Source organism: Candidatus Moraniibacteriota bacterium (assembly GCA_016699795.1).
GTDB lineage: Bacteria > Patescibacteriota > Minisyncoccia > Moranbacterales.
Genome location: CP065011.1, coordinates 829,347 through 853,504, shown reverse-complemented (window position 1 = coordinate 853,504; position 24,158 = coordinate 829,347). Strand labels below are relative to the sequence as shown.

At 34.8% G+C, this 24,158-nt stretch carries 24 protein-coding genes and 4 tRNA genes; 7 read left to right on the top strand and 21 right to left on the bottom strand.

Annotated elements, in window-relative coordinates:
* Positions 1–32: 32 nt before the first annotated feature.
* The 4 genes from IPN70_03980 to xseA form a co-directional block, all read right to left on the bottom strand.
* Positions 33–374, bottom strand: coding sequence for a hypothetical protein (locus tag IPN70_03980; GenBank protein ID QQS61017.1), 342 nt, complete (start codon positions 372–374; stop codon positions 33–35).
* Positions 375–649: 275 nt separating this feature from the next.
* Positions 650–907, bottom strand: a complete 258-nt coding sequence (locus tag IPN70_03975) for an RNA-binding protein (GenBank protein ID QQS61016.1) — start codon at positions 905–907, stop codon at positions 650–652.
* Between the two features lie 184 nt (positions 908–1,091).
* The gene (gene xseB / locus IPN70_03970) at positions 1,092–1,298 is read right to left on the bottom strand and encodes an exodeoxyribonuclease VII small subunit (GenBank protein ID QQS61015.1); all 207 of its coding nucleotides are present in this window, start codon (positions 1,296–1,298) and stop codon (positions 1,092–1,094) included.
* Complete coding sequence (gene xseA / locus IPN70_03965; GenBank protein ID QQS61014.1) at positions 1,282–2,808, bottom strand: exodeoxyribonuclease VII large subunit; 1,527 nt, start codon at positions 2,806–2,808, stop codon at positions 1,282–1,284. Before xseA ends, xseB begins: the two co-directional genes overlap by 17 nt.
* A gap of 135 nt (positions 2,809–2,943) precedes the next feature.
* Here xseA and dnaB point away from each other — a divergent pair, with 135 nt between their 5' ends.
* The gene (gene dnaB / locus IPN70_03960; protein ID QQS61013.1) at positions 2,944–4,302 is read left to right on the top strand and encodes a replicative DNA helicase; all 1,359 of its coding nucleotides are present in this window, start codon (positions 2,944–2,946) and stop codon (positions 4,300–4,302) included.
* Between the two features lie 16 nt (positions 4,303–4,318).
* A complete protein-coding gene (recR, locus tag IPN70_03955) occupies positions 4,319–4,933 on the top strand; it encodes a recombination protein RecR (protein ID QQS61012.1) in 615 nt (204 codons plus the stop codon).
* Here the strand turns inward: recR and IPN70_03950 are convergent.
* Both IPN70_03950 and IPN70_03945 read right to left on the bottom strand, forming a co-directional pair.
* Complete coding sequence (locus IPN70_03950; protein ID QQS61011.1) at positions 4,912–5,421, bottom strand: hypothetical protein; 510 nt, start codon at positions 5,419–5,421, stop codon at positions 4,912–4,914. The two genes, recR and IPN70_03950, sit on opposite strands and share 22 nt — an antisense overlap.
* The gene (locus IPN70_03945) at positions 5,400–6,188 is read right to left on the bottom strand and encodes a hypothetical protein (GenBank protein ID QQS61010.1); all 789 of its coding nucleotides are present in this window, start codon (positions 6,186–6,188) and stop codon (positions 5,400–5,402) included. Before IPN70_03945 ends, IPN70_03950 begins: the two co-directional genes overlap by 22 nt.
* A 194-nt stretch (positions 6,189–6,382) precedes the next feature.
* Between IPN70_03945 and IPN70_03940 the strand changes: the two genes are divergently transcribed.
* From IPN70_03940 to IPN70_03925, 4 genes are all read left to right on the top strand, one after another.
* Positions 6,383–6,455, top strand: a tRNA-Lys gene (locus IPN70_03940).
* Positions 6,456–6,488: 33 nt separating this feature from the next.
* Positions 6,489–6,560: transfer RNA gene (locus tag IPN70_03935), tRNA-Arg, on the top strand.
* A gap of 211 nt (positions 6,561–6,771) precedes the next feature.
* Positions 6,772–6,842 (top strand) — tRNA-His (locus IPN70_03930).
* Positions 6,843–6,865: 23 nt separating this feature from the next.
* A tRNA-Arg gene (locus IPN70_03925) sits at positions 6,866–6,938 on the top strand.
* 289 nt (positions 6,939–7,227) lie between these two features.
* On the opposite strand, the gene IPN70_03920 is transcribed toward IPN70_03925, so the two are convergent.
* The 11 genes from IPN70_03920 to ychF form a co-directional block, all read right to left on the bottom strand.
* Positions 7,228–7,563 carry a hypothetical protein gene (locus tag IPN70_03920; protein QQS61009.1) on the bottom strand — a complete coding sequence of 112 codons (336 nt, stop codon included), beginning with the start codon at positions 7,561–7,563 and terminating at the stop codon, positions 7,228–7,230.
* Positions 7,564–7,572: 9 nt separating this feature from the next.
* Positions 7,573–8,268, bottom strand: coding sequence for a hypothetical protein (locus tag IPN70_03915; GenBank protein ID QQS61008.1), 696 nt, complete (start codon positions 8,266–8,268; stop codon positions 7,573–7,575).
* Between the two features lie 5 nt (positions 8,269–8,273).
* Positions 8,274–8,819 (bottom strand): hypothetical protein, encoded by a 546-nt coding sequence (locus IPN70_03910; protein QQS61007.1) that lies wholly within the window; start codon positions 8,817–8,819, stop codon positions 8,274–8,276.
* The gene (pilM, locus tag IPN70_03905) at positions 8,803–9,921 is read right to left on the bottom strand and encodes a type IV pilus assembly protein PilM (GenBank protein ID QQS61006.1); all 1,119 of its coding nucleotides are present in this window, start codon (positions 9,919–9,921) and stop codon (positions 8,803–8,805) included. The genes IPN70_03910 and pilM overlap by 17 nt, the downstream gene beginning before the upstream one ends.
* A gap of 7 nt (positions 9,922–9,928) precedes the next feature.
* The gene (locus tag IPN70_03900) at positions 9,929–11,311 is read right to left on the bottom strand and encodes a hypothetical protein (GenBank protein ID QQS61005.1); all 1,383 of its coding nucleotides are present in this window, start codon (positions 11,309–11,311) and stop codon (positions 9,929–9,931) included.
* Positions 11,295–11,903, bottom strand: a complete 609-nt coding sequence (locus tag IPN70_03895) for a prepilin-type N-terminal cleavage/methylation domain-containing protein (protein ID QQS61004.1) — start codon at positions 11,901–11,903, stop codon at positions 11,295–11,297. The genes IPN70_03900 and IPN70_03895 overlap by 17 nt, the downstream gene beginning before the upstream one ends.
* Positions 11,904–11,933: 30 nt before the next feature.
* Positions 11,934–13,328, bottom strand: coding sequence for a prepilin-type N-terminal cleavage/methylation domain-containing protein (locus IPN70_03890; GenBank protein ID QQS61003.1), 1,395 nt, complete (start codon positions 13,326–13,328; stop codon positions 11,934–11,936).
* A gap of 15 nt (positions 13,329–13,343) precedes the next feature.
* Positions 13,344–14,561 (bottom strand): type II secretion system F family protein, encoded by a 1,218-nt coding sequence (locus IPN70_03885; protein QQS61002.1) that lies wholly within the window; start codon positions 14,559–14,561, stop codon positions 13,344–13,346.
* A gap of 5 nt (positions 14,562–14,566) precedes the next feature.
* Positions 14,567–16,312: a Flp pilus assembly complex ATPase component TadA gene (tadA, locus tag IPN70_03880; GenBank protein QQS61855.1), complete on the bottom strand. Its 1,746-nt coding sequence runs from the start codon at positions 16,310–16,312 to the stop codon at positions 14,567–14,569.
* Positions 16,313–16,499: 187 nt separating this feature from the next.
* Positions 16,500–18,146, bottom strand: coding sequence for a chaperonin GroEL (gene groL / locus IPN70_03875; GenBank protein QQS61001.1), 1,647 nt, complete (start codon positions 18,144–18,146; stop codon positions 16,500–16,502).
* 146 nt (positions 18,147–18,292) lie between these two features.
* Positions 18,293–19,330, bottom strand: a complete 1,038-nt coding sequence (gene ychF / locus IPN70_03870) for a redox-regulated ATPase YchF (protein ID QQS61000.1) — start codon at positions 19,328–19,330, stop codon at positions 18,293–18,295.
* A 154-nt stretch (positions 19,331–19,484) separates the two neighbouring features.
* Here ychF and IPN70_03865 point away from each other — a divergent pair, with 154 nt between their 5' ends.
* Positions 19,485–20,825: a phosphomannomutase/phosphoglucomutase gene (locus tag IPN70_03865; protein ID QQS60999.1), complete on the top strand. Its 1,341-nt coding sequence runs from the start codon at positions 19,485–19,487 to the stop codon at positions 20,823–20,825.
* 167 nt (positions 20,826–20,992) lie between these two features.
* On the opposite strand, the gene IPN70_03860 is transcribed toward IPN70_03865, so the two are convergent.
* From IPN70_03860 to IPN70_03845, 4 genes are all read right to left on the bottom strand, one after another.
* The gene (locus IPN70_03860; protein ID QQS60998.1) at positions 20,993–21,709 is read right to left on the bottom strand and encodes a ChbG/HpnK family deacetylase; all 717 of its coding nucleotides are present in this window, start codon (positions 21,707–21,709) and stop codon (positions 20,993–20,995) included.
* 6 nt (positions 21,710–21,715) lie between these two features.
* Positions 21,716–22,693 carry a tryptophan--tRNA ligase gene (gene trpS, locus IPN70_03855; protein QQS60997.1) on the bottom strand — a complete coding sequence of 326 codons (978 nt, stop codon included), beginning with the start codon at positions 22,691–22,693 and terminating at the stop codon, positions 21,716–21,718.
* Between the two features lie 163 nt (positions 22,694–22,856).
* On the bottom strand, positions 22,857–23,429 hold the full coding sequence (gene lepB, locus IPN70_03850) for a signal peptidase I (protein ID QQS60996.1): 573 nt from the start codon (positions 23,427–23,429) through the stop codon (positions 22,857–22,859).
* 96 nt (positions 23,430–23,525) lie between these two features.
* A complete protein-coding gene (locus tag IPN70_03845) occupies positions 23,526–24,119 on the bottom strand; it encodes a hypothetical protein (protein ID QQS60995.1) in 594 nt (197 codons plus the stop codon).
* Positions 24,120–24,158 lie beyond the last annotated feature (39 nt).

The following is a 24,158-nucleotide window of genomic DNA, read 5'->3' as shown; positions in this document are numbered from 1 at the left end:
GAGTCAACATTCTATTCAATTATTTTTTTTCTCTATTCTTCTTGAAAAGAGAAGGCGGAAAAACCTAACTCCAAAAGACATATGCCAAAAACAATGATTCCAGAACTCCACCAACTTAAAATCCTCCATTGTTGAAGAAAAAGAATTCCACAAGCAAGAAGTCCTAATAGTATACTCTGACGAACAGCTTTTGTCACGTCAGCAGATTGCTTTTTCAAAAGAAAAAAAAGAAAAAAAGAAAAAATAAAAAGAAAAAAACTTCCATAAAAAGCTATAAACGGAAGGAGTGTTTTACTTTCTGGATCAAGAAATAAAACAGTTCCGCTTAAACCGAAAATGGAAATAATACCAAGAAAAAATGAGAATATTTTCATAACTATGTTTTTCTCTTTCTTTGTAATTCCTTTTTTCGATAAAAACTAATATTCGTATTCTTGTTGTTTACTTCGATTTTTTCTAAAAATACCAAAAAATTCGCGTATCTTCACAATTATTTTACAAACAACAAACCTATCTGCAAAAACACTATACCAAAGAATGAAATCTCGAGCAAGAATTCTAAAAAATTCAGACAAAACAAAAAAAGAAAAAACGAGGTGGCGTCACCTCGTTTATCTTAGATTTTTTCTACGGACTTAGAAAACGAAATCTATCGTCTTTCGTCCGATCGCGCTTCGTTGACAACGAGGGTTCTTCCTTCGAATTCCTTGCCATCAAACAACTCAATAGCTTTCTGAGCCTCATCTTCGGTTGCCATTTCGACAAAACCAAAACCACGAGATCGCCCAGTCATTCTATCGAGAATAATGCGAACGGAAGTAACTTCACCGGCTTGGGAGAACGTGTCTTTGAGACCATCCTCCGTAGAGCTGTAGGGAATACCTCCAACGTAAAGTCTTTTGTTCATGTAAACATCTTCTTGATTTACGAACGTAAGTCGACCCTTTCCCGTAGCCCTTAACAAAACGCCGATCGAATATACTAAGACGCCATACGTCGTTTTCGAATCGACTCGAAACCCGAGAAACCTTACGAGAACAAGATAGCAAAAAACAGCCTAATCGTCAAATAAATATTTTCTTGAAAGAAAATTATTCAGAATCTTTCAAATCTTCTCGAATTATTTTGAACTCATTTTCTACATCTTTAAGTCTTTTTCGACACTTTTCAACGAGTTTCGCGCCTTCTTGAACCCTTCTTAAACCCTCTTCTACATCGATTTCATTTTGTAATTCAAACCAAGAAATAATTTTTTCTAATTCTTTCAACGAATCTGTAAGATTATTTTTTTCCTTCATACGTAATATTTTTTACTTGAGTAATTATTTTTCCGTTATACATAGTTATTTCGAGTTCTTCATTTTTGCAAACGTCTTCGACACTTCGTATTATTTTAGCATCTTTTCGAATGAGTGAGTAACCTAATGCAAGCATTCGTTTGGGGTCATGAGAAGAGAGAGATTTTTCATATTGCACAATTTTTTCTTCGGTACGCATCAAAATCATCTCATATAAAGTAAATAAACGTTTATTTCCTTCACATATTTCTTTTCCTAATATTTGGATGCGAGCTTCCAAAAGAAGACTGCATTTATAAAGAGCTCTTCTAACCTGTGTAATTCTTTCTATAATAGTAGTGCTGTATTTTTCTAGATCACTTCCAGAACGATCCAGTATTCGATGATGTCTTTCTAAGGCGATTTCAAAGAAAGAAAAAAGAGAATGTTCCATATCCAATAAGCGAACTTTAGCACTATTCCAACATTCTCCTAAAATATGAGCGGCGGCGGTTGGTGTAGAAACAGCACTATCAGAAACAAGTGCAAATAAAGGCATGTCTTGATGATGTCCTATCGCTGCCACAACAGGAAAAGGCATCGTTGCTAATTCTCGAATAAGTATTTCGTTATTAAATGCCTGCAAACTCTCCAAACTTCCTCCTCCACGCATAACTACAAGAATGTCAATATCTTGATTTTTGAATACACGAAGAGATTGAAGTAAATCTCGAACTGCTGATTGCCCCTCTACCCGAGTATCCCTACAAAAAAATCGAAATCCATAATGAGATACATTATTAAGAAAATCATGAATGACAGCTCCTTGAAGTGATGTGATAATTCCCACCTTCCTTGGAAATTCAGGAAGTTTCTTTTTTCGTTTTTCATCCAATAAACCCTCTATTTCCAACTTCTTTTTCAAAGCTTCGTAGGCCATTTTAAGAGCTCCCTCTCCAACTAATTCAATATCAGAAACCCGAAACGTCATCTTTCCCACAGGTTTATAAATATTTGGTACACCTAAAGCAATAATTTCCATACCCTCTGAAAGATTTAAACCAAAAAGCAAAAGATCTGATGACCACATAAAACAAGGGAGTATGGCATCTTTTTCAGCATCTTTTAGAGAAAAGTATACACAGGTTTCTCGCCATTGAAGTGAAGTTATTTCTCCCCTCACCCGACCTCGATTGACCCCAAGCGATTGATTAAGACGATCAAGAAAATCTCCAACACATTCTATTTCTTTTGTAGCATAATCCTCTTTATATTTTTCTTTTTGAGAAACAACATCTTCTTTTTCAAATGTTGTTTCTTTTACTAATTTCAGGATATCTTTACTGTAACGTTCGCATTTTTTTTGCCCTATGCCTTTTATATTAAGCAATTCGTACTCATTTTGAGGAGTTTTTCGAGCTAATTCTTCCAAAGTGCTATTGGAAAAAATGCGATAAAGCTCGCGAAAACCATCCCTTTGGGCTATCTTTTTTCTCCAGACAACTAAAGCTTGTAATAATTCGATATTCATAAAAAAAGTATACCATTATTTTTTACAAATAAGGAAAATTTTTATTTTCGCTATAAAAACAAAACACCGTCAAGACTTTTCCAAACTCCGTAAAGGAAGTATACTTGTCAGACATCAGACACTTATTTTTCTTTTATGCCCATCACTTCTCACAAAGAGCTTCGTGTTCCTCCTCATAATATTGATGCTGAACAAAGTGTTCTCGGAGCACTCATGCTCGATAAAGATGCCATTATTCGTGTTGCTGATATAGTGGGTATCAAAGATTTTTATAATGGCAAACATGGTTTTATTTATGAAGCCATTCTTGATCTTTATGAACAACGAGATCCTATTGATCTCCTCAGTCTTTCTAATAAACTCGAGGAAAAGAATAAACTCGAGGAAATAGGTGGGACAAGTTATCTCGCTTCTCTTGTGAATAGTGTCCCCTCCGCATCCAATGTTGGACATTATGCTGGAGTTGTCCAGAAAAAGGCCATTCTTCGTCGACTCATAGCCGTTGCCAATGAAATTGCCGATTTAGGATTTGAAGAATCCCAAGATGTTCAACTTACCCTTGATAAGGCTGAACAAAAGCTTTTTGGGATATCTCAAAAACACATCAAAAAAGATTTTGTTCCTATAAAATCTGTTTTGGAAGAAGCTTTTAATCGTATTGATGAGCTCCATAATAATGGTGATGAAATGCGTGGCGTTCCCTCTTGTTATCCCGATCTTGATAATATTCTTGCTGGATTTCAAAAATCTGATCTTGTTATCCTTGCAGCTCGACCCTCTATAGGAAAAACAACTTTTGCACTTGATATAGCTAGAAATGTTGGAACAAAAGCAAAAGTTCCTGTGGGTATTTTTTCTTTGGAAATGTCCAGTGATCAGCTCGTTGATCGTATGATAGCGGCTCAAGGAGGTGTTGATCTTTGGCGACTCCGAACGGGAAAGCTTAAAAGTGGAGAAGGTTCTGATGATTTTGAGCGCATCAATAATGCCATGGGAGTCCTCAGTGAAGCTCCTATTTATATCGATGACAGCTCAAGTGCTAATATTATGCAACTTCGTACTATGGCACGACGTCTTCAAGCAGAGCATCATTTAGGGATGATTATCATCGATTATCTCCAGCTTATGGAAGGACGTAGTAAAGAAAGTCGTGTCCAAGAAATTTCCGAGATTTCTCGTGGACTTAAGAATCTTGCCAAAGAACTTAATATACCCATAATTGCACTCTCTCAACTTTCTCGAGCTGTAGAATCTCGAACAGATCAAATTCCAAAACTTTCAGATCTTCGAGAATCTGGTTCTATCGAGCAAGATGCTGATGTCGTTCTTTTTCTTTATAGAGAAGACCGCTATAAACCTGACACCCCTAATAAAAATATTGTAGAAGTTATTATTGCAAAACATAGAAATGGTCCTTTAGGAAAAGTACAGCTCTATTTTGATGAAGCTTCTACAACATTTCGTTCTTTAGAAAGAATTCATCAAGAAAAATAATACATTCTTTTTTTCTATGCTTCCAAATACTTTTCAAGAACTTATACGACATTTTGTAAATCTTCCTTCTATTGGACCAAAAATGGCTGAGAGATTAACACTTTTCGTTTTCAAACAATCCAAAGAAGATATTATATCTTTTTCGCACGCACTCGAAGCTCTCACTAAACTTTCTTCTTGCAAACGTTGTTATGCTATAAGCGATCAAGAATACTGCTCCATCTGTCGTGATCCAAAAAGAGATACTACTATTCTTTGTGTAGTAGAAGATGCTTTGGATGCTATCGCTATAGAAAGAACTGGCGTTTTCAGTGGAAGATATCACATTCTTGGTGGTGTTATCGAACCAGGAAAAAATAAAAAGCAAATAGATGCACCTCTTACTGTTTCAGATCTTTTACAACGAACAGAAAAAGAGAATATACAAGAAATTCTTTTAGCGACCAATCCGACTTCCGAAGGAGATCTTACAGCTCTTTATATTCGTCAACAACTCAATCAATTCCCTCATATTCGAATAAGTCGCATAGCACGAGGACTCGCGACAGGTGGAGATATCGAACATGCTGATGAACAAACTCTTATTAGTTCACTTCAAAATCGTCGCTATTATGAATCTTTGTCAAAATAGCGAATAGCTCCCAGAAAAACAGCACATGCAATGATAACATTAAAAGAATTTTTCTTTCCCCTCATGGGTATTTCACAAATAGCATCCATTTTTTTGAGTGTTTTACCATGTACTCCAAGAACTTCATTTCCCAAAAGTATAGCTAGTTGAGTCTTTTTTCTTATTATTTCATTATGAAAAGGAATACTCTTGGGACTTTGTTCGAGAGCAACAAGAAAAAATCCTTCTTTATGTATTCTTTCTAAAACAGAAGAAAGTTTTGAAAAGTATTCCCATGGAATATTTTTTTCAGCTCCAAGTGCTGTTTTTTCGATTTCCTTCTGTCCTTTATTCTTATAAAGTGAATTTTCTTTATAAGGAACAGGGGAATATCCTGAAAGAAAAATTTTAGAAACACCAAAGCCATCCGCAGTTCGAAATAATGCTCCAATATTATGAGCACTTCGAATGTTATGTGCCAGAATAACTATGTTTTGTTTTTCTTCCATAGAGAATCTTTTTCTACAACAGCAAGGATTTTAGCATGATAATATCCCACATCTCCAATCCATTTTTGAACTGAGCCTTTTTCATGACCAGCACATGAAGATCCACATTTCCAAATTACCATTTTTCCAGGAGTATCTTTCTTATTTTCTAGTACAAGTTTTTTTATTCTTTCCCCAACACGAGAAATTGCTTCCTCTGGACTTGAAAAACAGCCATAGCCCGATTTTTGTACACCCAAGGAGCCAGGAGCTTTATATCCCCAATAATTATAACAATCCGTACCATGTCTATCCACAGGAACATGTTTTCCCCAATCACTTTCTTTCTTTGCGATACCAACCAAAAATGCCATAACCTGACTATCCTGGGTTAAAAGAAACGGTATCATGTCTTCCATTGGATATCCAGAAAGTATATTTTTTAAATAATCCTCGGTTTCTGTTTTTTCAAATTCCTTAAAAAGTTGCTCACGTTCTTTTAAATTTTCCTGATCATTCTTTTCAGAAAGAAAGAAAAAATCTATTTCTTTTCGAATAGTATCTAAATCAAATTCATTTGAACTCCTTTCAAAAGAGCTAAAATCTTTACTTTCATAAGCTTTTGAAACAACCCATGGTCTTATAAATAACCAAGTAGCTGTCAAAAAAACGAGGAAAATATATTTTCCCACTAAATACATTCCTTTCTTCTTCTTTTTATTATTTTTTAGGTTATTTTTATAGGAAACAAAACTTTCAGCGCTTCCTTCTTGAAGAAGATTACACATACATTGTTCTTACAAATAAACCCCCTAAAGACAATCAAAAAAGACCTTTCGGTCTCCCCTTCTCAAATGAGGTTTTCATACTAGCACAGATCAATTTATACAGTCAACTATTTTTTATTGACTCATTTTTACTTTTCTGGTACGCTCATCTCGTATCGTTTTTTTACAAAAAGCATCCCACAATAGCACACTTTGCGCGCATAGCTCAGCTGGTAGAGCAGTTGGCTCTTAACCAAACGGTCGGGGGTTCGAATCCCTCTGCGCGCACATAGTTGAATTGATGAAAACTGTTTTTTTAAAGCCCTTGTAGCTCAATGGATAGAGCAGGAGTCTTCTAAGCTCTTGATGGGGGTTCGATTCCCTCCGAGGGCACAAGTTTCTTGTGCACGAGAGCACGTAAACTGCTTTACGTGCATGAGGGATGAGAAAACCGGAGTGATGTGCGAAGCACCCCGAGGTGGGGTCGAGAGATTTTTCTTTTAGAAAAATACTCGTGACCGATTCCCTCCGAGGGCACAAAAAAGTTATTGCGGGTTCTCATCTCGCAATAAGCGAGAAAAGTTGATACAATTTACGATACATGGCGGCTATCGTTCAATGGTAGGACATTGGGTTGTGGTCCCAAGAATCTGGGTTCAATTCCCAGTAGTCGCCCCCTTCTTCACAAAGAAGAAAAAGTCCCCGTAGCTCAATGGATAGAGTGTCTGGCTTCGGACCAGAAGGTTGTAGGTTCGAGTCCTGCCGGGGACACAATGAACAAAGTACTTGTTTTGCGTAGCAAATAAAGGGTTTTATTTGAGTCAGAGCAAGAAAGACGAAGCGACATTTCGCGTTTATGCGAAACCGCAAGTCGGAGTCGAGAAATATTTTTAAAAAATATATTCGTAACCGAGTCCTGCTCTATACAAAAAAACTCAAAGAAAAAATAAAAACTTTTTCTCTGTCTTCAATGAAAAATATTTTTTTGTTTTTTTAAAAAAATATCGTGCAAGCTAAATTTAAAAAAAGAAAACACCCTACTTTTTCATAAAAACGATCCTTATTTTTCTTCTTCTTTTTCTTTTTTAATAAAAAGTTCTTTTGTATCCCTATCTGAGCCATAGAGATTCTTTCGAGAATCAAAATTTTGTTTAATGTTATCGTAAAGTTTTTCATTAAATTGAATTTCATCTTTTTCTTTTAACATATTTTCAATACGTCCAGCATCCCTCCCCAAAAGATATAAATTTTCATACCAAATCCAAATACCAAAGCCGCTTAATACAACGAATATCATAACAAAAAAAGTTTCTTGTTTTTGAAATAACAAAGAAAAAATATTTCTTATATTCGATGTAAAAAAACTTTTCCAAATTTTCTCCTTTTCCTTCTCCATAAATTTATTCTATTTCTCTTTAGGGGTTTCGACTGATTTTCGAATATATGTTCGCAATTTCATATCAGCAACAACATCAAATTTTATGGCATCTATTTTTTCATTCGTTTTTTCTGAATCAACATCAAAAGCAATATTTTCTTTACCAGTAAGAGCTGATTTTTTGAAAGCATCTTCTTCCGCTAAAGCTATGGAGAGTGAACTAAAGTGAATAACTATAGGCGCATTTTCTATATCAGAAAGAAATAGAAATATATCCTTATAAGATCCCAAAACCTGAACCGAAAGATCAAAAGGCTCTATAGTACTTCCATAATCAATCTCTTTCTTTTCTTCTTCTTTAACTTTCTTATTTTTGACAGACGTACTATCAACTTTCCCAACAACCACCTTAATAAAAACATTTCTTTTTTCAGCTGTTTCATCAAGAAAAGTAAGATAAGCGATTTGATTTTCTCTATCTAAAATTCTTTCACAAAAAACATCAGTGCACGATGAAACCTTCTCTACTTGCATACGAATAGTTTCAAATGATTTCAAACGATCTTGTCGCCATTTTTTGTCAACAATCTTTGTATATACCAAAGATTCATTCTTTGTTATTTCTTTCAACAAAAAATTTATTCCAAAAAAAATCGGTAAAAAAAAGACAAGGCTTATACCCACAAGAAGGGTGAATCGGTATTGTATTGAAAGTGTTCTCATATATTCTACAAAAGACACGCATCATTTAAAGTAAAAGAAAGTGAAAAATCCACATCTTCTTTCTTCACAAGATCCTCTATAGGAACTTCGACGGAAAGAAAACATTCATCCTGGCGAAGTTTTTCCTGTAATTCAAGAATTTTATCTCGAGTTTTTGAAAAGCCCTTCGAATTAACCTTTGTATTTTCTGCTATATTTAAAGAAGAAAAAGTAATGCCTTCCAAATTTAAATCACTAAAAAGGGAAAGTGTTTTTGTATATTTTTTCTCATTTTGAAGAAGTTTTTCTATAAGTTCCATATCTTTATTTTTTTGAAAAAGGATTTCATCATATTCAATAAGACTCTGAAGTTTTTTTTCATCAATTGTTTCATCTGTAAAAAGAGGAAATTCTCGAGATTGAATACCAAAAAGAATACTAAAAAGAATCATCACAAAAAATAATGTGAGAAAAAATATTCCTATTACATAAGAAAGGACTCGAGAAAAAAGTTCTTTTTGTCGAATTCTTTTTTTATGATCGTCTGGAAGTATATTAAGTGTTATTCTCATATTTTGAATACATAGATTGAAGGGCAAGACCAATGGCGGTTGAATATTCTATAGATGATTTTTGAAGCTCTGTGGGAAGATCTTTTCCAAGCGTAATATTCATCCAAGGATTTCCCATACTAACTGGAATTCCTATTTTCTTTGAAAGATAAAGAGGGAGTCCTTTTGTATTAGCACCTCCACCACATAATAAAATTTCATTGATAATTTTCGTATAACCAAGACTTTGAATAACAAAATCCATTGAATGTCGTATCTGAGAGAAAAGATTCTCAAGAAGGGGTTCTGCTGCCAAAAAATGAGGGTCTTTTTTCACACAAGAACCTATTCCATATTCTATTTTTATTTTTTCAGCTTCTTTTTGGCTAACACCAAAATGGCTTGCGAAAGCATCAGTTAGCATCTGCGAAGAAAGAGGTATGCTTGAAGTAAATACTATAATATTTCCGACAGAAAAAAATAAACTAGTTCGACGATCTCCTATATCTAATATTAAGGTACAATGCTCATTAGAAGCTCCTTCTGAAAGAAGGCATCTCGATTGAGCAATAGATTCAATCTCCATACCCATAACTTCTAAACCAGCACCTTCAACTACATGTATAAATGAATCAATAACTTTTTTTGCAACAGCAACAATCAAAACATTCTGACGACTTTCATCTTTTGATTGAATTCTTGTAGGAAGAGTCTGGCAATCATAATAAACCTGGTCAATTGCTAAAGGTATGTTTTCTTCTAACTCCCATGGTATTGCCTCTCTCATTTCTTTATCAGTCATCTTTACGATATCAATGATACGTAAAAAAGCTTTTATTTCAGGTATAGAACATATAACTGATCGTGTATTTAGTGGCTTTGGTTTTCCTCTTTGCATCAACTCTTTTATAGCATCTATAACTGCTCCTGGATTCTCTATTTCTCCATTTATAATTGAGTTCTTCGCTAAAGGAACAGATGCAAAAGATCGAACGGAATGATTTTTTCCCTTTCTCTCAAGTTGAATATATTTCACACTAAGATCACTTAAATCCAGTCCCATAAAAGATTGAACTGGTCGAAAAATATTTGATCCTAAGGTGTTTGAAATTCTTTCTAACATAATATTTTTATATTTCTTTCCAGAGATCTATAGAATAAGCATTTCCCGTAGGAAAATAAGGAGGGGGATAATACAAGAGATTATTATCATAAAATAAATTTCTGATAGCATATCCAGTACCATCAGTATATCCAAATCCATATCTTGTATTCGATGCTAATGAGCCAAAAACTGTTATCGTACTTTTTTGATCTCCTGGATAATAAGAACGTCCGACTCGTCCATTCTGAGCTAGAAGAGCTCCATCTAAACGAAGAACATCCTTACTTCCAAAAACTATTTCTATATTATTTTGAGCTATTATTCCCAATATATCACGTCCGTCATAGGATGTATAGAGTATATCTTTTCCTATAAAGATACTAGGTTTTACACTCCCCACTAAATCTGCCGCGGCAATTGTTAATCGGTTCCCATTTATTTTTCCCTCCAACCAAATATTATCTTCTACAAAAATAACACCATCATCAGGAAGTGCTAAAGTTGACCAATTACCTGAGTACGTCGCTATTGCGTTTGTTGATGTATTGTAAGTAGCCACTGTTCGAACACTAAAAGTCTTATTATTATTCAAAATGATATGACGCCCTTGTCCATTATTACCAAAATACGTTCCCGTGTTTTGTGCTGTACTTTTTATAATAGAAAGATCTGTAAAAACATTAGCGAAACTTTTTTCAGCAACAGGATATTCATTTCCTCCAGAAAAAACGGACTCCCCCATGCTTGTATTGTATTCATTAGCCCAAGAGGTCCAAACACCGTCATGCCAGCCTTTTACATCACTATCATTGTCGTAGTATTGTTCTACAGAGCTACTCACGACATTATAAGCAACTCCATCAAAATGGACACCTCCATTCACATGAAGAGGTCCCATTACCGTAGTTCCATTTCCAAAACGCATATACGCATTTCCCAAAACAGCCAAATCACTCCAAGAAGGTCTTCGAAAACGAACTTGTATTTTTCTTTTTATATCAGGATTCCGAAACGTCCACCCTTCTGTTTCTACTAAAACAATTGTCGAGTAAGCTTCTGGAGGTGTTACTGTAATTCGATACCTTCCTCGAACAGTTCCATCAATATCACTTAAATCTCGTTCATAAGGAGTTTCAACGCCCAAAGGATTTCCATTTTCCCAAAAATCTTTAATTTGTTGTGTTGTTTTTCCCTCGACTTCATGCGCTAAATACCACCTATAGAAATAAATTCCCGACTCTGCTATTTGTAAAGATTGTTCATGTATTTCTCTATATTTTGCATATTCAATGCGCGAAACAGTAAATTGCATAATAGCAACCAATAATATCATTGTTATAGAAATAATAACTAATGTATATGCAAGAACTGCCCCACGATTTTTTTTTATTTCAATTCGAAATTTCATATTGGGAAAGATTACGAATAGAAGCAAATGATTCAATATTTATGCTCTCAGGATCTCTGTTAATATTTTCATCTACATAAAGATCTACTTTTACCATCTTCACATCAATAAGAGAAATTGGCTCAGTAAGTTTTTCATTTTCATTATTATAATAAGAAAATAAAGGTGTATCTGCAGTATTTATTACATAAGGAATAATTTCTTCCGAAATTTCATAGCCAGCAGGATATTGAGGTGGCGTACCAAAAACAGAGTTACGCACCTCTCGAACAATACCTGAGCCAGAATAAAAAAAGCGTATTTTTTCTATTTCCTCATCATCATCTACATTAGAATAAAGAATAATTTCATTTTCATCCACGCTCACAATTGGATAAGAACCATTTTCTGATCGTTGTGCGTTACGAATAGAATCTATTATTCTTTGAACTCCATTAGAAGCCACGAATTGCATACTCCCCGTTGAGAAAGAAATTTTATACATATTCCATGATTGAACAAAAAGAAGAACAGCAAGGCCCATCCCTATAGAAAAAACTCCTATAGCCACGATTACTTCTATTAATGTCATTCCTTTTTTCGTTTTTTTCATATACCATTTTTTATTTTCTATCTAACACTATTATTCTCGTTGAAGAAGGAATTTTTCTAGTAACATATTTTCTTGTATTACAATATCTTTATTCATAGATACATATTCTTCCAAAGATACCTCAATTGTATACGTTTCTCCCAAAACTATGCCGTCCTCTAAAGAAAAAAATGCATTACCATATTGATCAGAAAGTTTTTCTTTAGAAAATATTCCGTCTGAACTTTCTATTCGAACATTTGCTCCAGAAATACCAAGGTTATCCTGTTCATTTTGAACGGAAACAAGAAGAGAAGATGCTTGTGTATCAAGAAATAAAATCTCTATTGTTTCATGAGTATCTGAATTCAAAGAAAAAACATTTTCCTCACCAAAAACACTCGTGGATACAGAAAGAAAATGATATCTAGGCAACATATCTTCAGAAATCTCAACAGCATATTGACCAGGGCTCAAATTTAATACATCCGTTTCTCCATCAATTCCGAGAGAAATATCTTCTTCATATCCAAAAACTTTTTCTTCTGTCCCAGCTCGACTTCCTATAACCCTTCCTCCAGTAAGAGAAAATTCAACATCAGGAACAATTTCACCGCTCGCTGTCTTAGCTATAAAATGAATGTCAGAAAGTTTGTCAATAAGAATAACTTTATTAGAAACACCACCTTCAAAAACAGAAGCATGTTCATCAACGGGAGTAAATTCTGTAGTTGGATACGGTGGGTATGTAGAAACTGATTCGAATGCATTTTTTTCTACCGCTATTTTATACAATTGTTGCGATTGAGGAGATCCTGGCAAAAAAACATTTCCCACCGCATCCGTACTTGTAGAAAATGAAATGTTTTCTGGAATATTTTGTATCGTGACATTTGCCGAAGGAACACCAGCTCCTGAAGAATCAATTATATTAATAGAAAGTGTCCCCGTCCCACTATCAGATTCCAAACCTGGGGGAACAAAAAAGGAACTAAATTGTACCTTTTGATTCTCAGCTTCCGCACCCCACAACACAGATACTGTTGCTATTTTGTAATCAGTATTTACAAGATCCTCAGGATCCCCCCCTTGCTTTCCATCGTAGATATCATCAACGTAACGAATATCAGTAAAAATTCGATATTCTGTGCCACTTTTTTCAATAAATTCATTTCCAGGAAAAACTCCTTGGGGTATACCTCCCACAACTCCTATATCATCATAATTAAGATTTCGAAGCATTTCCATCCGTTCATTAGCAAGAGAACTTGCGGTAACTTTTTTTTTGGATTCATTAATTAATCTATTCCCCTGAGTGAATGCTGCAAAAAATGAAGAGGTGATTATCCCTGCAATAAAAATAACCATAAGACTTTCCATTAAAGAAAATCCTTTTTTATTTTTTTCTTTTCTTAAAAAAAATGTTTTAAATCTAAAAACTTTCATACAAAAATCCTTTTTTTAAATAGAATTCATAACACTATACATCGGCTGAAGCATAGCGACAGCAAAGAATCCAACAGCACTCCCAATAACAAGCATCAATAAGGGTTCTATTACTGAGGAAAGATTTTTTGTTATCTGATCAACTTCTTCTTCATAAAATCCTGCCAGTTTGAGAAGAACTTCTTCTGATTTTCCAGTTTGCTCTCCAACTTGAAACATCTGACGAACGAGAACAGGAAAAATAGCTTCATTTTTCTCAATTATCTTACTCAGTTCAAGTCCTCTTTGAATTTGTTCTCTTCCCTCCAAAATAGCGTCTTTATAATAAACATTACTCAACGTTTGAGCGATAATACCCAGCGCCTCCACAACGCCCACGCCACTTCTAAGTAATGAACTGTAAATACGTGCAAAACGAGAACAATTCACTTTTATTGTAATAGTTCTCACAACGGGGAGATGAAGAGTTAGCCAAGAAAGAGCTCTTTTTCCCGAGGCTGTTTTCAGAAACAAACGGAAAAGAATAATAAAAATTAAAAATCCAAATCCTATCAAAGCAGAATGATGCTGAAAAATTTCACTCAAATCCATAATCATAGTTGTCATCATCGGCAATTCCACATCCATATCTTTAAATACTCCAAGTATTTGAGGCAAAATATATGTTAACATAAGAACTGCCACAATAAGCATGGCAAAAAGTATAACTGAAGGATAAATCATTGCTCCCCGAACTTTACTTTTAAGGGAATGTTCTTTTTCTAACTGCGTTGCCACAATAGTAAGAACATGATCAAGATCACCCCCAAGTTCCCCTACCCGGACCATATTAACAAAAAGATCATCAAAGACTTCAGGGTGCTTCGAAAGAGCATCTCCAAAAGAATTTCCTCCATGTATTGAATCTTTTACCTCATTCAAAACATGTTGAAATGTTTTATTCTTTGTTTGCTCTTTTAATCCATCAATTGCCTGCACCAAAGGAAGTCCGGATTCAATCATGATACTCAAATTTCTTGCAAATACCATTTTTTCTTTCAAAGGTACTGATGAAAACATTCTCTTAAAAAAAACTACGGGAGAAGTGCCTTTTTTCTCTTCTTGGACGAAAGTAAGAATATATCCCTGAGCTCTGAGATTATGTGCTAGAGTTTCCCGACTTTCCATTTCCATAATTCCGGAAAGAGATTCTCCGGTTTCATTATGTTTCGCTTCGTAGGTAAATTTTTTCATATATTCTATTCTTGTACTACACGCAATATTTCTTCTATTGAAGTGATTCCTCTGGCTGCCTTAAGAAGTCCGTCTTCTAGCATGCTATGCATACCCTCTTTTCGAGAGATTTCTTGAATTTTTTCTGCAGTAGCTCGTTCAGAAATAGCTTTTCTTATAGATTCCGACATTTCTAGTGTTTCAAAAATACTCATTCTTCCTTTAAAGCCAGTACCTCCACACCTTTCACATCCTTGTGGAGAAAAAAAGGCTATATTTTTCCACGTTTGAGTTTTACCTTTTGGATTCTCTAATGTTTCTTGAAGATATTTAAGAATATCATCCATATGAAGACTTTTCTTCATAGCTCGAACTTCTTTTTCACTTAAAAATCTTTCTTTTCTGCAATCAGGACATAATTTTCGAACAAGACGTTGAGCAAGAATTCCATTTACCGTTGAAGCTACAAGAAAAGGCTCCGCCCCCATATCCACAAGTCGAGGAATGGTCGCTGCTGCACTGTTTGTATGAAGAGTAGAAAGAACAAGGTGCCCTGTCATAGCAGCATGAAGAGCTATTTCCATCGTTTCTTGATCTCGAATTTCTCCAACCATAATTATATCGGGGTCTTGTCTAAGCAATGAACGTAAGGCTGTGGCAAAAGTCATTCCTATTTTAGCATTTACTTGCGTTTGATTTATACGTTGCATTCGATATTCCACTGGATCTTCTACTGTGGATATATTCACATCGGAAGAATTTAAAATATCCATAATGGTATAAAGCGTAGTCGTTTTTCCTGATCCTGTAGGTCCAGTAACTAAAATAATACCATTGGATTTTCGTATAAGCCGATGCATAACTTCGAGATCTCTTCCCAAAAAACCAATTAATTCCAAAGTCAATCCACGAGAAGTCTCATCCAATAGACGCATAACCACTTTTTCACCATCAAATACTGGCAAAATACTTACTCGAAAAGAAATTTTATATTCATTGGTTTGTATTTTAAACCTTCCATCTTGAGGAAGTCTATGTTCATCAAGTTTTAAATTGGAAAGAATCTTTATACGAGCAACAATTCCAGGAAGAACTTTTGCCGAAAGATTCATAGCATCATGAAGCATTCCATCAATCCGATAACGAACAATAACTTCTTTTTCTGTTGGTTCTATATGAATATCACTCGCTTGTTGAATAATGGCATATTTAAGAAGTGTATCAACTATGCGAATAACGGGTATATCTTGAGCAACTTTTTCAAGATCAGAATCGGAATTTTCTTCTTCATGAATTTTCCCCGTATCTTCATCTATAAGATTAATAAACTCTGCTTGTAAACTTTTCTCATATTGACGCAATGCGGATAAAATACTTTTCTTTGTTGAAAAGCAAGGAACAATTTTTAAACCACTTTTTTTTGAAATAAAATCTATTGTCTGAAGATCTTCAGGATGAAGCATTGCAATTTTTAATTCTTTTCCATTTTTTTCGAAAGCTACTATGGTATATTTTTTTGCAATCGGCTCTGGGATAATTCTCAAAACATCAGAATTAATAATCATCTTCTCAAGATCCACAAAAGGAATACCTAGAATGTAAGCAATGAATTTTTGAAGATCTGCTTCTTCTATAGCTTTTTGTTCTAATAAAATAGTAGAAAGATTCTCATTTTTTGATTCCGCTTCAAGAAAAGCATTTTCAATAATATCCTTTTTTATAAAATTGGTATCAAGAAGGAAATCCCTTAATTTTTTATTTTCTATTTTTATCATACACACTTTTTCCAGAGCCAACTATCGTTTTAATTTTATTATTTTTGAAAAATTTCTTCTCCGGTAACATTTTCATTCTTTCTTTTTATACATATATTTTAAGTATACCATATTCTAAGAAAACAAAAAAACAGACTCCCATTTTCAGAGAGTCTGTCTTCGATCGAAAAAAACCATCGAAAAATTACATCATTCCTGGCATACCACCATGCATACCACCAGGCATCATATCCTTTTTCTCTTCAGGCTTATCCGTAATAACCACTTCCGTTGTGAGAAGAATTGCGGCAACAGAAACAGCGTTTTCAAGAGCGCTTCGTGTCACTTTTACTGGATCAATAATTCCGAATTTAACCATATCTTCAATGTATTCATCCGTTGAAGCATCATATCCAAAGTTTTCTCCTTCATTTTCTAATACTTCATTAAGCACTACAGCACTCTCTTGTTCTCCGGCATTTTTAGCAATTTGTCGGAGTGGTTCGTAAAGAGATTCCAAAAGAGCCTCATATCCTGCTTGAAATTCATGACTCTTCGAACTTAAATTCTTTTTTTCTAACTCAATAGCTGCTTTTGCAAGAGCCGTTCCTCCACCAGCAACAATTCCTTCCGAAATAGCTGCGCGAGTTGCTGCCAAAGCATCTTCCATTTTGTGCTTAATATAGGTCAATTCTGTTTCGGAAGCTGCTCCTACTCGAATAACAGCTACTCCTCCAGAAAGTTTAGCAAGTCGTTTTTCAAGTTTTTCTCTATCATATTTAGAGTCTGTCGTTTCAATCTGTGATCGAATCTGAGCAATTCGAACTTCAATATCCTTTTTCTTTCCTTCTCCCCCAACAATAGTTGTCTCATCTTTGGAAGAAATAACTTTCTGAGCTCGTCCAAGCATAGAAAGTTCTACTGATTCTAACTTCATTCCTGTATCGGAGCTAATAACCTGACCTCCTGTAAGGACGGCGATGTCAGCAAGCATAGCTTTTCGATTATCTCCGAATTCTGGAGATTTAATCGCCAAAGAGTTGAATACGCCTCGAATTTTATTTACCACAAGTGTTGCCAAAGCTTCTCCGTCAATATCTTCAGCGATAATAACGATATCCTTCTTTCCCGATTGAGAAAGCTTTTCAAGAATCGGCAAAATTTCACTGATAGCCGAAATCTTTTTATCTGTAATAAGAATAAAAGCATCTTTCACTTCAGCAATTTGTTCTTGTGCGTCCGTTATCATATAAGGAGAAACATACCCCTTATCAAAATTCATACCTTCTACAACTTCCTTCGAAAAACCAAAGGTGTTTGATTCTTCAACAGTAACAACACCTGCATTTCCAACCTCTTCCATTACAGAAGCAATCATATCCCCCATTTCTCGAGATTCAGCACTGATAGTCGCAACCTGAGCAATTTCTTCTCGAGTTGTTACCTTTTTGGCTCGTTTTTTGAGTATGGCGATAATATCGTCTTTTGCCTGCTCCATCCCATGACGAATACCGATAGGATTAATACCTGTCTCAACATATTTCAAACCTTCTCGCACTAATGCTTGTGTGATAACTGCAGCCGTAGTAGTACCATCCCCAGCAGCATCATTGGTTTTTTCAGCAACTTCCTTAATGAGCTCAGCTCCAATATTTTCGTATTTATCGTCGAGTTCAATTTCTTTTGCGATACTCACACCATCATTGGTAATGGTTGGAGCACCAAAACCTTTGTCTAAAACAACATTTCTTCCTTTAGGACCAATCGTAACCTTTACGGCGTCTGCCACCGCATCAATTCCTGCTTTTACGGATTTTCTTGCTTCCGTAGAAAAACGAATTTGCTTTGCCATACTGTATGTATTATTTTTTCATTTATCGGTATTTATAATTCATGATTTACCAATAAAGAAAATCATTACGGATAAATTATTAGCACTCTTTATGTTCGACTGCTAATATTGTAGCGTGCTAGAGAATCTTGTCAAGATTTTTGATATTATACTTTAAATACAATAACGTCCCCATCACAAACAATATAATTTTTCCCTTCAGTTCTTAACTTCCCCTCTTCTCTTGCTCTATTCCATGACCCAAGAGAAAGAAGGGTATTCCAAGAAATTACTTCTGCTCGAATAAAACGATTCATAAAATCCGTATGAATAGCAGCACCCGCCTCTGGCGCGGTAGAATTTCTTTTTATTGTCCACGCTCGACTTTCTTGCTCTCCTGTTGTGAGAAAAGTAATAAGACCCAATACATCATATGCTTTTCGAATAAGTTGATCCAGATTTGTTTTTACTTCCAATTCTTTTCTTTCCTCATCTGTCATATCCAATATTTCTTCCTCCATCTTTATATCAAGTTTTATATGTTCAAGATTTTCCAATTCATCAGAAAGCGCTTCTTCAACATTACCCACATTAAAAACATATATCATAGGTTTTGCTGTAAGTAAGCCAAATTGTCGCATATATGACATTTCTTCATCAGGAAGTTTTGTGTGAATAGCCAAATTACCCTCATCCAAAGTTTCTCGTATCTTCTTACTTGCAGAAAATGCTTTCAGGGCATCCTTATCTCCTGATTTTGATTCTTTAGAAAGTCTATCTACATGTTTTTGTATAGTCTGAAGATCTGCAAGCATAAGTTCTGTTGAAATAGTATCCCTGTCTCGATGAGGATTTACCGAACCATCCACATGAATGATTCTTCCATCACCAAAAACTCGAACAACATGAACAATAGCATCGACCTCACGAATATTAGCAAGAAAAGCATTCCCCAAACCTTCTCCTTGCGAAGCTCCCTTTACCAATCCAGCAATATCAACAAATTCAACAACAGCAGGAACCGTTTTTTTACTTTGAGACATTTGAGAAAGTTTCCATAATCTTTCATCAGGAACTTTTACTATTCCAATATTTGGATCAATAGTACAAAAAGGATAATTATTTATATCTACAGGATTTCGAGTAAGCACCTTAAATAAGGTTGATTTTCCAACATTAGGAAGGCCCACAATTCCAACTTTCATATATGCACAAAAGATTAAAAATTATACACTATTTCTTCTCCTTATTTTTCCAAAAAAACATTTCTCTTACTCCTAAAGTGTGTCTTGTTTACCTACCCCTGTCAATGTTATGCTAGAAAAGTAAATGATTTTATAATTTTAATATCTCACATTTATGAATCCATCGATTTTTAAGTCTTACGATATACGAGGAATTTATCCAACTGATATAGATGAATCTTGTGCGTATGCTATAGGATTTTCAACTGCTGAAATACTCGGCCTTACAACCGTTGCTGTGGGAAGAGATGCCCGTGCTTCTGGGCCATCCCTCATGAAAGAACTCATTCGTGGACTCACTGACGCTGGATGTACTGTGATAAATATTGGAATGATAACCACTCCCATGCTTTATTTCTCTTCTTGGCAGCTTCCTGTTGATGGAGCTCTTTCTGTCACAGCTTCTCATAACCCCGCCGAATATAACGGCGTAAAAATTTGTCTCAAAAATGCTATTCCTGTAGGAGAAATGTCTGGACTTTTCGATATTCGAGACAGAGCCTTTTCTGGGAATTTCATTCCCGTGCAAAAAAAAGGTTCAGAAAAAACACAAGACATAAAGACTGACTATTACGAATATTTTGGTCAATTTGCCCATTTCAAAAACCAAAAATTTTCGCTTGTCATTGATTGTGCAAATACTATGGGAGTTCTTGAACTTCCTTTTTATGAAAAATTTCAAGAAAATATAAAAATACATCCTCTTTATTGCGATCTTGATCATCCCTATAGCGCTCATGAGGCTAATCCTCTTAACACAGAAACTCTCAAAGAACTTCAAGAAGTCGTAGTAAAGAAAAAGGCCGATCTTGGAATTTCTTATGACGGAGATGCTGATCGAGTAGGGTTTGTAGATGAAAAAGGAGAAATTATTCCTATGGATCTTGTAACAGGACTTATCGCTCGAGTACTTTTGGAAAAAAATCATGGAGCTACTATTCTTTATGATCTTCGTTCATCGGATTCTGTTAAAGAAGTTATAGAAGAAAATGGAGGAATAGCAAAAGAATGTCGTGTTGGACACTCTTTTATCAAAGCACAAATGCGAGAAGAAAACGCTCTTTTTGCAGGAGAACTTTCAGGACATTATTATTTTCAGGCCAATAAAAATGGTGAGTCTTCTACACTTGCAGCATTCACCCTTCTTAATCTTATGGCAGAAACAAAACTTCCTATTTCAGAACTTGTTGCGGATCTTCGTCGCTATCATCATAGTGGCGAAATAAACAGCGAAGTAAAGGATAAAAATATTGTTTTAGAAGAGCTTAAAACAGTCTACAGACAAGGAAAAATCTCTGAGCTAGACGGCACAAAAATTCGATTTTCCAATTGGTGGTTTAATGTTCGTCCTTCTAATACCGAGCCTGTACTTCGCCTTAATTTAGAAGCAAAAACGAAAACTCTCATGGAAGAAAAAACGAAAGAGATTCTCTCTATTATTAAAAAAGATTTTTAAAGGGGTTGTTACACCACTTCTTTCAGTAACAAAATCTTCAAATTTTTCACAAAAATTGTGAAAAATTTGTAAGGAATAGTTGAATATTCTGTCAGATTTTCATCGAAGTTATAGCGAGAGCTTGGGGATTGCAAGAAAAAATAGAAACTGGCCGAAACGTCTTAAAACTAAAAATTATTTTTCTCCGAAAGAAAAACAAAATCTTCCTCTCTTTTAGGGTGAAATATTATTTCTATATTTCTTCCTTGTAATCGAGAATATAATGTTTCTATCGTCAAAAAGTTTCCTTGTCTAAACCAATCAAAACTCAAAAGAACATCACTTGTTTGTTTTTTTGATCTTTTAAGTAAAGTAATATCAAAAATTCGAAGAATATCCAATATAATAGCAACAGCGTCTGGTACATAAAACGAATTTTTTCCCAATCGAATATAGGAAATAGAGTATTTTTTTGAAAGTCTTATGAGGACCCGAAAAAAAGGAAAAAAATAATGAATATGCTGATGTGTATTTAAACCGTCAGGATATTTTCCAAATTTTTTATAAAAAAGAAGAATTTGTTTTTCCCATTCTTGCTCCATCTTCTTTGAAAGATATTTTTTTGTGAACCAAAACTCATAGAGAAAATAAAGTCCCCTTCTCGCAACTGATCCACGACCCGACCCTTCTTGCTTCACTTCCGTTTCTGTATCCAAATGAATATCTAGCTTTGCATTTGATGCTACAAGACGTTGAATGTCATCTTCATTATATTCTCCATAGACTAAGCAAGAAATTCGATGAATTTTTTTTTGCTCAAGAAGAAAAAGTGTCCGATCATTTCCCAATCGACACATACCAAAGTCATCTGCTGAAATGCATATTTTTTTAGAAAAAACATCCATATTCTATCAAAGATATAAACCCATTTTCTCCTTTACCTCACAAATTTTTTCTTTTGCAATTTTTTTTGCATATTTCCTACCTTCTTCCAAAATATTCAAAACATCTTCATCGGAAATAGATTGGTATTGCTCTTGAAATGTTTCCAGAAAATCCACCACGATATCCGCTACATCTTTTTTAAATTCAGAGCATCCTTTATCTTTATATTCCAAGATAACATCTTCCAGTGTTCGCCCTGATAAAAGAGTAAAAAGGATAAGAAGGTTTTTAAGTCCTGGACGATTATCTTCGTATGTTATTCCCTTATCACTATCTGTTACCGCCCGCATAATCTTCTTTCTTGCCATCACAACGTCATCATCAAGTGCGATATAATTATATTCACTTGTTGCTGATTTTGACATTTTCTTAGTTGGATCATCAAGTCCCATAATACGAGAACCTTCCTCGATAACAAATGTCTTGGGAACAAAAAACGTATCTCCAAATTTTTTATTAAAACGACGAGCAAGGACTCGAGTAAGTTCAAGATGTTGCGTTTGGTCTTCTCCAACGGGAACGGTATCCGTACTATAGAGTAAAATATCTGCTGCCATAAGAACGGGATAATCAAATAATCCCACACTACTCTCTTCACGACTTTTTGCCTTATCTTTGAATTGAGTCATCTTTTCTAAATCACTCATCCTGGTAAGCGTATTAAGAATCCATGCAAGTTCTGTATGTTCTGAGACTTGGGACTGAATAAAAATATGAGCTCTTTCAGGATCAATACCAAGCGCCAAATAAGTCTTAGCTATTTCAAGAGTTTTTTCTCGCAAAATTTCAGGATTTTGAGAAACGGTTATAGCATGGAGATCTACCACACAAAACAAAGCTTCGAATTCTTCTTGAAGAGCTATCCATTGCCGAACCGCTCCAACATAATTTCCCAAATGAAGTCTTCCTGAAGGCTGAACCCCAGAAAAAAGTCTTTTTTTCATACTATAGGTTTCAAAACATTATAGTTTAAAGTATACTCGTTTTTCTTTTTTTAGCAAAAATAGAAAAATATTCTTTCTTAAAAAATAAAGAATTTTTTAAGACTTCTCAAACAAGTTTCTTCTTAATCTCCTATTGAAGTTTCCTTTTCCCTTACAGAAAATTTTATTTTTTCATCACTTTTGCAATAAGAGTATCTCTATCCAAAAAACCAAACTGCGTAGAGTCCATACTTCCAGCGCTATTTTCTCCAAGAATAAGATATCTATTTTCAGGAATGACATAGCCATAAGCACTTCCATAGCGTACCATTTCTTGGATATCTGATCGAAGAAAATTATAGGATTTTCCAGCACTATTCGTAAGTATTTCTCCATTTATTACCAAAGAAAATCTTTCCTGTTCTCTTTCGAAAAATTCATACGTATCACCAGGGAGTGCGCGTATACGTTTTATAAGAGGGAATTTATTTCCTCCATAAGAAACAAGTGCGATATCATTTCGAGAGGGTTTTTTACATTCAAAATATCCCATAAGAGCGGTCACCTCAGTTCCATCCAAAAATAAAGGTTCCATCGAATGACCTCGGACTGTTTTTATCTCTCGACTCACCTGGCAAGTTGAAGGGTGAGAAGAATTTTTTTCAAAAAGAAAAAAAGAAAAACCACCCATACTTATAAAAATAAAAAGAATAACAATCCTACAAAAAGTTTTATCCAAAAAAGAAAATCGAAGCATACCTGAAAAACCAAAAATAATCCCTACAAAAAGGAAGAAATCTTACTATATGATTTCTTCCTCATAACTGAAAAAATAAAAATTTACAAATTCTTTTTAACTGGATTTTTTGATACAGATACAGATACGCTGTTCTCCTAATGCGCCAGCGTTTCCGCATTCATAACCCGCAGTAGTAACAATTCTACAAGGATAATACCAATCTTTCTTCATATCTACTTTACCCCCTCCCTGTGAACAACCATTCCCCCATCTTTCAGGAACATAAAGTTTACCGTCGTCATTTGATATAAAAGCGACGCATCCCCCTGTTATACCGCTTCCCCCTCCCATTTGCGCATCAACATAATCTTTTGTCACCAAAGTATTCCCTGGATCAGTATCTATCGTAGAGTGAGATATAGCCTTCCCATTCACATCAAGCTTTGCTTGAGGATTTAAAGTTCCTATTCCCACTTTTCCATAAGCAACAATAAGTCCATTTGTTATTGTATTGAGTGTAGAAATCACAAGATTCCCTTTTTTTTCTTGTCCGGTAGCACTTGTTGTAAGAGGTCCACTTATATTTCCACTAGGAGGAGGTAAAATAGGTTCAGTCCAAGCACGAGCAATTTGAAGTCCTGTTCCAAATACTACACCAAAAACAATAACAGATACCCAGTAAGTAAAGGATGATACATTTTTTTTCATAATTCTTTTCTCTTATTTTTTTATAAAACTTTTATACAT

Coding starts and splice junctions, on each gene's coding strand:
- lepB (QQS60996.1), bottom strand. CDS start 23,429: ATGCTTCGATTTTCTTTTTTGGATAAAACTTTTTGTAGGATTGTTATT.
- IPN70_03980 (QQS61017.1), bottom strand. CDS start 374: ATGAAAATATTCTCATTTTTTCTTGGTATTATTTCCATTTTCGGTTTA.
- dnaB (QQS61013.1), top strand. CDS start 2,944: ATGCCCATCACTTCTCACAAAGAGCTTCGTGTTCCTCCTCATAATATT.
- IPN70_03915 (QQS61008.1), bottom strand. CDS start 8,268: ATGAGAACACTTTCAATACAATACCGATTCACCCTTCTTGTGGGTATA.
- IPN70_03975 (QQS61016.1), bottom strand. CDS start 907: ATGAACAAAAGACTTTACGTTGGAGGTATTCCCTACAGCTCTACGGAG.
- IPN70_03945 (QQS61010.1), bottom strand. CDS start 6,188: ATGTGTAATCTTCTTCAAGAAGGAAGCGCTGAAAGTTTTGTTTCCTAT.
- IPN70_03920 (QQS61009.1), bottom strand. CDS start 7,563: ATGGAGAAGGAAAAGGAGAAAATTTGGAAAAGTTTTTTTACATCGAAT.
- IPN70_03900 (QQS61005.1), bottom strand. CDS start 11,311: ATGAAATTTCGAATTGAAATAAAAAAAAATCGTGGGGCAGTTCTTGCA.
- ychF (QQS61000.1), bottom strand. CDS start 19,330: ATGAAAGTTGGAATTGTGGGCCTTCCTAATGTTGGAAAATCAACCTTA.
- IPN70_03910 (QQS61007.1), bottom strand. CDS start 8,819: ATGAGAATAACACTTAATATACTTCCAGACGATCATAAAAAAAGAATT.
- IPN70_03885 (QQS61002.1), bottom strand. CDS start 14,561: ATGAAAAAATTTACCTACGAAGCGAAACATAATGAAACCGGAGAATCT.
- IPN70_03895 (QQS61004.1), bottom strand. CDS start 11,903: ATGAAAAAAACGAAAAAAGGAATGACATTAATAGAAGTAATCGTGGCT.
- xseA (QQS61014.1), bottom strand. CDS start 2,808: ATGAATATCGAATTATTACAAGCTTTAGTTGTCTGGAGAAAAAAGATA.
- IPN70_03865 (QQS60999.1), top strand. CDS start 19,485: ATGAATCCATCGATTTTTAAGTCTTACGATATACGAGGAATTTATCCA.
- IPN70_03890 (QQS61003.1), bottom strand. CDS start 13,328: ATGAAAGTTTTTAGATTTAAAACATTTTTTTTAAGAAAAGAAAAAAAT.
- recR (QQS61012.1), top strand. CDS start 4,319: ATGCTTCCAAATACTTTTCAAGAACTTATACGACATTTTGTAAATCTT.
- xseB (QQS61015.1), bottom strand. CDS start 1,298: ATGAAGGAAAAAAATAATCTTACAGATTCGTTGAAAGAATTAGAAAAA.
- trpS (QQS60997.1), bottom strand. CDS start 22,693: ATGAAAAAAAGACTTTTTTCTGGGGTTCAGCCTTCAGGAAGACTTCAT.
- IPN70_03860 (QQS60998.1), bottom strand. CDS start 21,709: ATGGATGTTTTTTCTAAAAAAATATGCATTTCAGCAGATGACTTTGGT.
- IPN70_03950 (QQS61011.1), bottom strand. CDS start 5,421: ATGGAAGAAAAACAAAACATAGTTATTCTGGCACATAACATTCGAAGT.
- groL (QQS61001.1), bottom strand. CDS start 18,146: ATGGCAAAGCAAATTCGTTTTTCTACGGAAGCAAGAAAATCCGTAAAA.
- pilM (QQS61006.1), bottom strand. CDS start 9,921: ATGTTAGAAAGAATTTCAAACACCTTAGGATCAAATATTTTTCGACCA.
- IPN70_03845 (QQS60995.1), bottom strand. CDS start 24,119: ATGAAAAAAAATGTATCATCCTTTACTTACTGGGTATCTGTTATTGTT.